Annotated in this window: 9 protein-coding genes; 5 read left to right on the forward strand and 4 right to left on the reverse strand. The window is 68.0% G+C overall.

All coding sequences use genetic code 11. The annotated features are described in order from the left end of the window. Window positions 1–202: 202 nt before the first annotated feature. Window positions 203–601: a phage holin family protein gene (locus ACK5KK_RS09080; RefSeq protein WP_416889772.1), complete on the reverse strand. Its 399-nt coding sequence runs from the start codon at window positions 599–601 to the stop codon at window positions 203–205. Window positions 602–665: 64 nt separating this feature from the next. Here ACK5KK_RS09080 and ACK5KK_RS09085 point away from each other — a divergent pair, with 64 nt between their 5' ends. The 3 genes from ACK5KK_RS09085 (at window position 666) to ACK5KK_RS09095 (ending at window position 3236) form a co-directional block, all read left to right on the forward strand. Then, the gene (locus tag ACK5KK_RS09085; RefSeq protein WP_416889764.1) at window positions 666–1730 is read left to right on the forward strand and encodes a histidinol-phosphate transaminase; all 1065 of its coding nucleotides are present in this window, start codon (window positions 666–668) and stop codon (window positions 1728–1730) included. A 417-nt stretch (window positions 1731–2147) separates the two neighbouring features. Beyond that, window positions 2148–3002 carry a DUF4258 domain-containing protein gene (locus ACK5KK_RS09090; RefSeq protein WP_416889765.1) on the forward strand — a complete coding sequence of 285 codons (855 nt, stop codon included), beginning with the start codon at window positions 2148–2150 and terminating at the stop codon, window positions 3000–3002. 3 nt (window positions 3003–3005) lie between these two features. Beyond that, the gene (locus ACK5KK_RS09095; protein ID WP_416889766.1) at window positions 3006–3236 is read left to right on the forward strand and encodes a DUF2283 domain-containing protein; all 231 of its coding nucleotides are present in this window, start codon (window positions 3006–3008) and stop codon (window positions 3234–3236) included. Window positions 3237–3319: 83 nt separating this feature from the next. Here the strand turns inward: ACK5KK_RS09095 and ACK5KK_RS09100 are convergent, their stop codons facing one another. From ACK5KK_RS09100 to ACK5KK_RS09110, 3 genes are all read right to left on the reverse strand, one after another. Beyond that, on the reverse strand, window positions 3320–3853 hold the full coding sequence (locus ACK5KK_RS09100; protein WP_416889767.1) for a hypothetical protein: 534 nt from the start codon (window positions 3851–3853) through the stop codon (window positions 3320–3322). 125 nt (window positions 3854–3978) lie between these two features. Then, a complete protein-coding gene (locus ACK5KK_RS09105) occupies window positions 3979–4974 on the reverse strand; it encodes a LacI family DNA-binding transcriptional regulator (RefSeq protein WP_416889768.1) in 996 nt (331 codons plus the stop codon). A 1-nt stretch (window position 4975) separates the two neighbouring features. After that, window positions 4976–6655 (reverse strand): glycoside hydrolase family 13 protein, encoded by a 1680-nt coding sequence (locus ACK5KK_RS09110; RefSeq protein WP_416889769.1) that lies wholly within the window; start codon window positions 6653–6655, stop codon window positions 4976–4978. 145 nt (window positions 6656–6800) lie between these two features. Here ACK5KK_RS09110 and ACK5KK_RS09115 point away from each other — a divergent pair, with 145 nt between their 5' ends. Next, on the forward strand, window positions 6801–7319 hold the full coding sequence (locus ACK5KK_RS09115; RefSeq protein ID WP_416889770.1) for an adenine phosphoribosyltransferase: 519 nt from the start codon (window positions 6801–6803) through the stop codon (window positions 7317–7319). Between the two features lie 154 nt (window positions 7320–7473). After that, window positions 7474–8910, forward strand: a complete 1437-nt coding sequence (locus ACK5KK_RS09120; protein ID WP_416889771.1) for a nucleobase:cation symporter-2 family protein — start codon at window positions 7474–7476, stop codon at window positions 8908–8910. Window positions 8911–9301 lie beyond the last annotated feature (391 nt).

The following is a 9301-nucleotide window of genomic DNA, read 5'->3' on the forward strand; positions in this document are numbered from 1 at the left end:
ATCCGAGCTGGACGCGTCGGGCGACCCGCGCATGGGCGCGGTGCGGGAGGTGTTCACCGGGCTGCAAGGGGCGACGACCGTGGAGACGATCGTGTACTCGTCGTCGCGGAACGAGCGCCGCAGCGACGGCAAGCCGTTCTGAACCGGTCCCGGATGACCGTTCGGCGATGAGCTGCGCCGTGAGCCCGGAGCTGCCTGGCCGTCAGCGGCGGCGCTTCAGCTGGGGGCGCAGCAGAATGCCGAACACCCAGTTGATGAGTGAGATCACGAGCGCCGCGATCACCCCCAGCCAGAAGTTCTCCACCCGCAGGCCCCAGTCCCACCACCCGGTCAGCCATGCCGTGAGCCACAGCAGGAAGCCGTTGACCAGCAGCGAGATGAGGCCGAGCGTGAGCAGGTACAGCGGGAAGGCCACCACCTTGATGACGGTGCCGATGATCGTGTTCACCAGGGCGAACACGGCAGCGACGGCCAACAGCGTCAGCACGAGTTGCAGCGTCTCACCGGGTGGGAAGGGGATGACGTCGATCGACAGCGGTTCGATGAGGGTGACGACCCAGATCGCGAACGCGTTGACGGCCGCGCGGATGAGAAAACGCATGATGGTCAAGTCTTCCACGGGGCCGGCGGCTTTCCCGCCACGGAGCCATCCGTAGACTCGGGGCATGAGCGACATCCCCGTGCGTATCCGGCCTGAGATCGCGGCCCTGCCGCCGTACCGGCAGGGCAAACAGGCCGCTGCCGACGCCTTCAAACTGTCGAGCAACGAGAACCCGTTCGGCCCGCTCCCGCAGGTCGCCGAGTCGCTACGGCGCGCCGGTGCGTTCAACCGGTACCCGGATGCCGCAGCGGCGCGGCTGACGGCGCGCCTGGCGGAGCGGTTCGGCGTCGCACCCGAGGCCGTGCACATCGGTGCCGGGTCGGTGTCGATCCTCTACCAGTTGACGCAGGCCACCGCCGGTCCCGGCGATGAGGTGCTGTTCGCGTGGCGGTCGTTCGAGGCGTACCCGGGCCTGGCGGTGGTGGCGGGGGCGACGGCGGTGACCGTGCCGCTGACGGCGACCGCCGAGCACGACCTGGTCGCGATGGCGGCCGCCGTGACCGACCGCACCCGGATCATCCTGGTGTGCAGCCCCAACAACCCGACCGGTCCGGTGGTGACCCAGTCCGCGTTCGACCGGTTCGTCGATGCGGTACCCGCCGATGTGCTCGTCGTGCTCGATGAGGCGTATGCGGAGTTCGTGACCGACCCGGATGCCGTCGACGGCGAGCGGGTGCTGCGGTCGGGTCGGCCCAACGTGGTGATCCTGCGCACCTTCTCGAAGGCGTACGGTCTGGCCGGGTTGCGCGTGGGGTACGCGATCGGGCATCCCCGCATCCTCGACGCGGCGCGGTCGACGGCGGTCCCGCTGTCGGTCACGGCGCTCGCCGAGGAGGCGGCGCTGGCGAGTCTGGATGCCGAAGACGAACTCAACGAGCGTGTCGCCGTCCTCGCGGAGCGCCGAGACGACCTGGTCGCGGCGCTGCGGGAGTCGGGCTGGGATGTGCCCGATGCGCAGGGTAACTTCGTGTGGTTGCCGACGGGCGAGCGCACGGCGGAGGTCGCCGCCGCCCTCGATGCCGCGGGCCTGATCGTGCGGCCCTTCGCCGGTGACGGCATCCGGATCTCGGTCGGCGAGGCCGAGTCGGTGCCGCGCGTCGTCGCCGCGGCAGCCGCGACCCATGTCTGAGCGGGCGTGCGGCGCGTCTGCACGAGGAGGCTCACGGCAGGCGCGGTCTGACTGAGTCTTCCGGCGGGGTCTGGAGCCCCCCGCTTCGAGCAACGCGCCACGCCGCGCGCGGCCCCCGCGCGCCAGGGAGGAGAACGGCACTGGGGAGGGTGGGTTTCCTGCCAGACACGACGAGGTGAACGGGTCGACGCTCATCCAGCATATCGATCATTCTGCAGATGGTGGGGCAACCTATCCGGTCGTAGCGGACCCGATTTGGCTCGCGCCTTGGGTGGTTCGCTGTCTTATGGGGATTGGATTGAACGGCCCCCACACAATGGCGAAAACGTACCTTTAGGGGGAGGCGTCTTGATCCCCGCGGACGCTACGCTCGTGAGAAGAACTCTCAACTTTGGGATCTAGACCGGAGGAATATTGATGAAGAACTCAGCACCAAGGGCGTTGCTCGCTTCGTTCGTGGCAGCGGCGATGGTTGTCGCTGGAACCACTTCAGCTAGCGCTGCCGATGGGACGTCATCACCGTCGCATGACGGTGAGCAGTTTGCTGCTCAGTTCGACGCTGCTCTGGAAACGCAGCCTGATGTCTACGTTGATACTCTGGGCATTCCTGAGGGTCAGGTTGTAGTGCAGGATGGCACGGTAAGCGCACCATCCGGAGGCGAGGATACGCCGTTCTCTTTGTCTATCGATGAATCGTCGGTATCTGGCTTGGGTGCCGCCGATGCCGCAGTTGGTGAGGACTTGGGCATAGCAGTCGTGGACGAGGGAGACGGTGCCTTCAGGGCGCTCTTTCACATTCCCACTAAGGACAGTCCTCGCGATTACCAGTTTGAGGTGGATGCGGCATTCGAGCTGATTACGCTGGAGGATGGTGGAATCACCGTTCGAACGGCAGCCGGTGATCTGGCCGGAACCATCGCACCGCCTTGGGCGGTCGACAGCAATGGGGTATCTGTGCCTACGGAGTACATCATCTCGGGCAACACGGTCGTTCAGCGAGTTTACCCCTCAGTATCCACTGCGTACCCGGTAGTAGCTGACCCGTTCTGGATTCCTGCGCTTATGGTGATGGCACACCTTACTCGGCATGCAATCACACAGGCAGCAGCGCGCGGTGTGAGTCAGGCACTCATCAAGCAAGTTGTTCAGAATGGTGTAAGGAGTGCCGGAAAAAGGGGTACTTCGGTCTTCACGCAAGGAAAGGGTGCGAACAAGATCCGAGTTGTCGTAGACAACAAGACCGGGAATGTGATCACCGTCACCAAGGGGTAAGAGATGAAGCTCACTTACGACCGCGAGGCTGATGCGGCCTACCTGCAGATCGTGGAGACGATTTCTCCGGGTGCAGCAGTCCGCCAGATCCAGTTGGAGACGGATGACAACGTGCTCGGCCAGTTCATCCTAGACTTCGATTCGGATGGCAAGTTACTCGGGGTGGAAGTCCTTTTTGCTTCGGATGTCTTACCTAAGTCACTTCTTGAGGCTGCTGAGAACGGACGCCCATAAGGTGTTTGTATTCTCACGTTGGTAGTTGCGGTAGACCCTCTACTTCCCGTTGGAGGGTCTACCGTGGCGCTGCGGTGGAAGGGCTACCCTGCCTTGTCGTACTGGAGCAGCGCCGTCCACTGGTGCCAGATCGGGCGCTCGTAGCTGTAGCCCCCGTACTCGCAGCCGTCGCAGGTGCTCTCGCCCCGGACCTCAGCCGACACGCGGAGATAGGTGGCCTTCGGCTCGGTGAGCGTTGCCAGCACGGCAGCGTCGCTGTTCACACCGTCAAGTCGATCGAGGAGGCGTTGCGTCGCGGCGACGGTCCTGAACCAGTAGCCGAAGAAATGGTGTCGGCTGAGTGGCAGATGTTCCACCTGCCCGTCTATTCGGATGGCGACCTCGCCGTCCTTGGGTCCGACTTCGGGGTCCCCTGCGACAACGGCGACAACGATTGATGTAAACAGGGCCGATACCGCGCCGGGGAAACGAAAACGACTTGTGGGGAGGGCGAGGGTCGCCCGCTCGATGCTCGTCCACGAGAACGCCCGGACCGCCTCGTCACCGTTCCGGTAAGTGAGCGCGTCGGCGCCCATGGAGAGGTGCCGACGCCCCAGGGTCGCCAACGACGAGGGCACCCTCATGATCGTGCAGCGGTCCGTATCGCTTCAAGGCCCGCTCCTCCCGTTCCGCCCCGGCGGCGATCGGTGAACTCGTGCAACCGCGCGGACCGGTTGCCTCGATTATCCTCGCCCCCAGCGATTCACCGCGGCGGGACGGTGCTGCCGCGCGGGATCAGCCGGTGCGGGAGGGTGAGGTCGGTGGGGAGCGTCCCGGTCTCGACGAGCGACAGGATCGCGTCCGCGGCACGCTCGCCCTGCCGGTGGGGGAACTGGGCGACCGTGCTGAGGTCGAAGAACTCCGCCATCTCGTGACCGTCGACGCCGATCAGCGACAGGTCCTCAGGCACTCGCAACCCGAGGCGGCGCGCGGCGAACAGCGTCCCGAACGCGACCTCGTCAGAGGTCGCGAACACTGCCGTCGGCGGGTCGTCGGCGCCGAGCAGGTGCATCGCGGCCCGATGACCGGCGTCGAGGCTGCAGTCGGCCGGTGCGAGGGATGCCGGGCGCAACCCGGCATCGGCCAGCGCCTCGTGGAACCCCCGCCACCGCAACGTCGGCACGTCGAAGGCCCCGAGATCGGGCCGGTCCAACCCGATGTGCGCGATGCGGCGGTGGCCGAGTCCGATGAGGTGCTCGGTCGCCGTCCGCGCCACCGCGACGTCGTCCACCCGCAACGCCGGCACGTCGGTGCGCGGTGTGCCCAACCCGACCACCGGCAGTTCGAGGTCGCGCAGTTCGCGGGCATCCGCGGCATCCAGCTCCGTCGACAACGCGATCAGCCCGTCGACCCGCCGCCGCCGCAGCGACTCGTCGAACAGCCGCCGCCGCTGCGCCGGGTCGCCGGTGACGTTGTACAGGGTGATGTCGTACCCGTCCGCACTCAGCCGGTGCGCGATGCCGCTGATCACGGTCGCGAAGAACCACTGCTCCATGAGCGGCACCAGCACACCGATGCTGCGGGTGCGGCCCGACGCCAGCGACGACGCGGATGCCGACACCACATACCCCATGTCGTCGGCCACCGCCCGCACCCGCGCGCGCGTCGCCTCCGAGACACGACCACGCCCGCTGAGCGCCCGCGACACCGTCGCCGTCGACACCCCGACGCGGCGCGCTACCTCCTCCAGGCTCGACACGTCAGCGCACGGACAGCCACACCGCGGTGTCGGGCGGCAGCATCCCACCGTCGACCGGGCCGCTGGAGACCAGGACGGTGGCGGTCGGCAGCGCCACCGGTTCGCTGCCCAGGTTCGCGATCACGGTGATCTCATCGGTGCGGAACGCGATCACGTCGGCGGGGTACCCGTCGAGCCAGGTGAGCGTGCCGCTGCCGAGCGACGCGTTGCGCCGCAACGCCAGCAGCGTGCGATACAGCCACAGGGTCGAGTCCGGGTCGTGCTCCTGCGCCGACCGCGACAGCCGCGCCCACGAGGTCGGCTGCGGCAACCACGACCGCTCCGACGGGCCGAAACCGTACCCGGGGGCATCGGCCTGCCACGGGATCGGCACCCGGCATCCGTCGCGGCCGTACCTCGTGCCGCCGGTGCGGAACCAGGTGGGGTCCTGCCGCGCCTCGTCGGGCAGGTCGATCACCTCGGGCAGCCCCAGCTCTTCCCCCTGGTACAGGTACGCCGAGCCGGGGAGGGCCAGCATCAGGGTCGTCGCGGCCCGGGCACGCCGGAGCCCCACCACCGGGTCGGGCTGGTCGGGTGAGGCCGGACCGATGCCGTACCCCTGCGGGACGGCGGTGGTCATCGCCAGCCGGGTCGCGTGCCGGATGACGTCGTGGTTGGACAGCACCCACGTCGACGGGGCGCCCACGGCGGGGTAGGCCCGCAGCGACTCGGTGATCACCTCGCGCAGCTGCGCGGCATCCCACGGGGTCATCAGGTACGAGAAGTTGAACGCCTGGTGCATCTCGTCGGGACGCACCCACAGCGCGGTCTGGTCCACGGTCGGCAGCCACGCCTCCGCGCACAGCGCGCGGTCGCCGTCGTACTCGGCGAGCACACGGTTCCAGTCGCGGAAGATCTCGTGCACGCCGTCCTGACCCCAGTACGGTGCGTCGCCGCTGCCGCCGCCCATCGAGTCGGCGTCGAGCGGGGGCAAGTGGTCGGGCAGGCCATCGGTCTTGACCAGACCGTGCGCGACGTCGACCCGGAAGCCGTCGACGCCGCGGTCGAGCCAGCAGCGCAGGATGCGGCGGAACTCCTCCTGCACCTCGGGGTTGGCCCAGTCGAAGTCGGGCTGCGAGGCGTCGAACAGGTGCAGATACCACTGGCCCGGGGTGCCGTCGGGCTCGGTCACCCGCGTCCACGCCGGCCCGCCGAACACCGACTCCCAGTTGTTGGGCGGCTCGTCGCCGTCGACGCCGCGACCGTCGCGGAAGAGGTACCGCGCCCGCTCGGGGCTGCCCGGTTCCGCCGTCAGCGCCTCCTGAAACCAGACGTGCTGGTCGGAGCTGTGGTTCGGCACGAGGTCGACGATCACCCGGATGCCGCGGGCGTGCGCGTCGCCCAGCATCCGGTCCATGTCGGCAAGAGTGCCGAACACGGGGTCGACGTCGCAGTAGTCGCTCACGTCGTAGCCGGCGTCGCGCTGCGGCGAACGGTAGAACGGGCTGAGCCAGATCGCGTCGATACCGAGTTCTTGCAGGTGCGCGAGCCGGTCGGTGATGCCCCGCAGGTCGCCGATGCCGTCGCCGGAGGCATCGGCGAACGAACGCGGGTAGATCTGATAGATCACGGCGGTGCGCCACCACTCGGATCCCGGTCGGGAGGGGGCGGCAGCGGGGACGTGCACGGTGGGATGCGTCATGCAGACGAGCATAGTGCAAGCGCTTGCGCATCGCGACGCGTGCGGTGTGGCCCGGTCACGGTGCCAGCGGCGATGCCGAAATCGTGGGCCTGGACGCACGACTGACGCGAGACCGCGTGGCCGCGGCGGGTCGTACGCTGGAGCGGTGCCTTCTGAAGCCCTGACCCGCGCACAGTCGCTGATCGCCACAATCCCGGATTTCCCCGAACCGGGCATCCTGTTCCGCGACATCTCGCCGCTGCTGGCCGATGCCGCGGCCCTCGCCGCCGTCGCCGACGCGCTGGTGGCGCCGTTCCGAGGCGCGTTCGACGTCGTCGCCGGCGTCGAGGCGCGGGGTTTCCTGCTCGCCGGCGCCACGGCGATCTCAGCCGAGGTCGGTATGGTGCCGATCCGCAAGGCCGGCAAGCTGCCGCGGCCGGCCGCCGCCGTCGAATACGACCTCGAGTACGGGCGCGCCGCGATCGAGATGGCCGCCGACCTGCCCGCCGGCACGCGTGTGCTCCTGCTCGACGACGTGCTGGCCACCGGCGGCACCCTGCGGGCCGCGAAGCACCTGCTCGGCGACCTCGGCTACCGCGTCGCCGGCACGTCGGTGCTCATGGAGCTGACCGACCTCGACGGCCGCACCGTGTGCGGCGACGTGCACACCGTGTTCCGCGCCTGATCCCCGGGCCCGGCGCGAGGGCGTATTTCTGGGACGTTTCGGGGCGTGAAGCTTCGGGAACGGATGCCCGCAATCGGCCGATCGGGCCTCAGTGCGCCCGTAGCGTGCTGCGGGTAGCGGCGCGACGAGCGCCACCGAGGGAGGGACACCGGGCATGACGGCCACGACAACGAAGGCGGAAAAGCGCACCCGCGCCAGCGAGAACACCGTCGACACGATCCCCCCGCTCGCGCGGCTGTTCCCCCTCGGGTTGCAGCATGTGCTGGCGCTGTACGCCGGTGCCGTCGCCGTGCCGCTCATCGTCGGCGGCGCGCTCGGCTACAACTCCGCCGACCTCGCCTTCCTGATCAGCGCCGACCTGTTCATCGCCGGTGTCGCAACGATCGTGCAGTCGGTGGGTTTCTGGCGGTTCGGTGTGCGGCTTCCCCTCATGCAGGGGGTGACCTTCGCGGCCGTCGGTCCGATGATCGCGATCGGTCAGGAGCACGGCATCCAGACCATCTTCGGGGCGGTGATCGCGTGCGGACTGTTCATGATCCTCATCGCGCCGTTCTTCGCGCAGCTGCTGAGGTTCTTCCCCCCGATCGTCACCGGAACCGTCATCCTCATCATCGGCCTGTCCCTCATGCGGGTCGCGGCCGGCTGGATCATGGACGGCTCGACCGGGGAGCACCCCGGCGCCTCCCCGATCAATGTGGCGTTCGCCGCCGGGACGCTGCTGTTCATCGTCCTGATCGAGCGGTTCGCGCCGGCGGCCCTCGCCCGGGTGTCGGTGCTGCTGGGACTCGTGGTCGGGACGCTGGTCGCCCTGCTCGTTCCCGGGATGACGCACTGGGATGCCGTCGGCGACGCCGCATGGTTCGCGGTCGTCACGCCGTTCCACTTCGGGCTGCCGGTGTTCGAGTTCGCGTCGATCATCTCGATGGTGATCGTCGGGATCGTCATCATGACCGAGACCACCGGCGACATGATCGCCGTCGGCGAGATCGTCGACAAGCCGGTCACCCGCCGCCAGCTCGCCGACGGCCTGCGCGCCGACGGCCTGGGAACCGTTCTCGGCGGCATGTTCAACACGTTCCCGTACACGGCGTTCGCGCAGAACGTCGGGCTGGTGTCGCTGACCGGCGTGCGTTCGCGGTACGTCGCAACGATGGCAGGCGTGATCCTCATCGTGCTCGGTCTCATCCCGAAGGTGTCCGCGATCGTCGAGGGTGTGCCGCGGGCGGTGCTCGGCGGTGCGGGGATCGCGCTGTTCGGCATGGTGGCCGCATCAGGCATCCGCACCCTCGCGAAGGTGCACTTCAACAACCGCAACGTGCTGATCGTGGCGATCTCGGTCGGGGTTGCGCTGCTGCCGACGGTGTCGCCGTCGATCTACGAGCAGTTCCCGACCTGGTTCCAGCTGATCTTTGACTCGGGCATCTCGGCCGGTGCGATCGTCGCGATCCTGCTCAACCTGCTGCTGAACACCGACGAGATGCGCCGAAAGGGCGCCTCCGACAGCGAGATCTCGGCGCACGATGCCGTCCGCGGCCCCGCCGCCGCGGCGATCATGCACCCCGACGCGGAGGAGCGGCCCGCCAGTCACTGAGGACGCAGCCGACCACTCGTGCGCCGTCCGGGCCGCGGTCCCGTTTCCCGCGCCGGCCCGCGGGATCCGGCGGGCAGTATTCAGTCGAGTTCGGGCGTGTTTTCACACTGCATCTATGGTGGCCGCTCGCTTCTGACCAGGCATTTTCCTGGTTAGTCGCAGTTGCTAGCAGTTGGTTCAGCGGGCGGAAATGGCCCGGATATGGCCCAGGATCGGTCGGTGAGTCGCTCGACTTTGTGTTCGATTTTTTCGTTTTATACGAGTAGGATGAAGGCCATGAGCACCTCGACCGACACGCCACGCGGTGCCCGCAAGGCACAGACCTACCTCCCCGAGGCCAACGCTCGTGAGGAGATTCTCGACTTCGCCGAGTTGATGCGCGAGCTTGAGG

Origin of the sequence: Microbacterium sp. (assembly GCF_047972865.1) — a bacterium.
Lineage (GTDB): Bacteria > Actinomycetota > Actinomycetes > Actinomycetales > Microbacteriaceae > Microbacterium.

What these genes read in the sequence shown, in the direction of transcription:
- ACK5KK_RS09080 (WP_416889772.1), bottom strand. Translation starts at nt 601, where the DNA reads ATGCGTTTTCTCATCCGCGCGGCCGTCAACGCGTTCGCGATCTGGGTC.
- ACK5KK_RS09085 (WP_416889764.1), top strand. Translation starts at nt 666, where the DNA reads ATGAGCGACATCCCCGTGCGTATCCGGCCTGAGATCGCGGCCCTGCCG.
- ACK5KK_RS09090 (WP_416889765.1), top strand. Translation starts at nt 2,148, where the DNA reads ATGAAGAACTCAGCACCAAGGGCGTTGCTCGCTTCGTTCGTGGCAGCG.
- ACK5KK_RS09095 (WP_416889766.1), top strand. Translation starts at nt 3,006, where the DNA reads ATGAAGCTCACTTACGACCGCGAGGCTGATGCGGCCTACCTGCAGATC.
- ACK5KK_RS09110 (WP_416889769.1), bottom strand. Translation starts at nt 6,655, where the DNA reads ATGACGCATCCCACCGTGCACGTCCCCGCTGCCGCCCCCTCCCGACCG.
- ACK5KK_RS09120 (WP_416889771.1), top strand. Translation starts at nt 7,474, where the DNA reads ATGACGGCCACGACAACGAAGGCGGAAAAGCGCACCCGCGCCAGCGAG.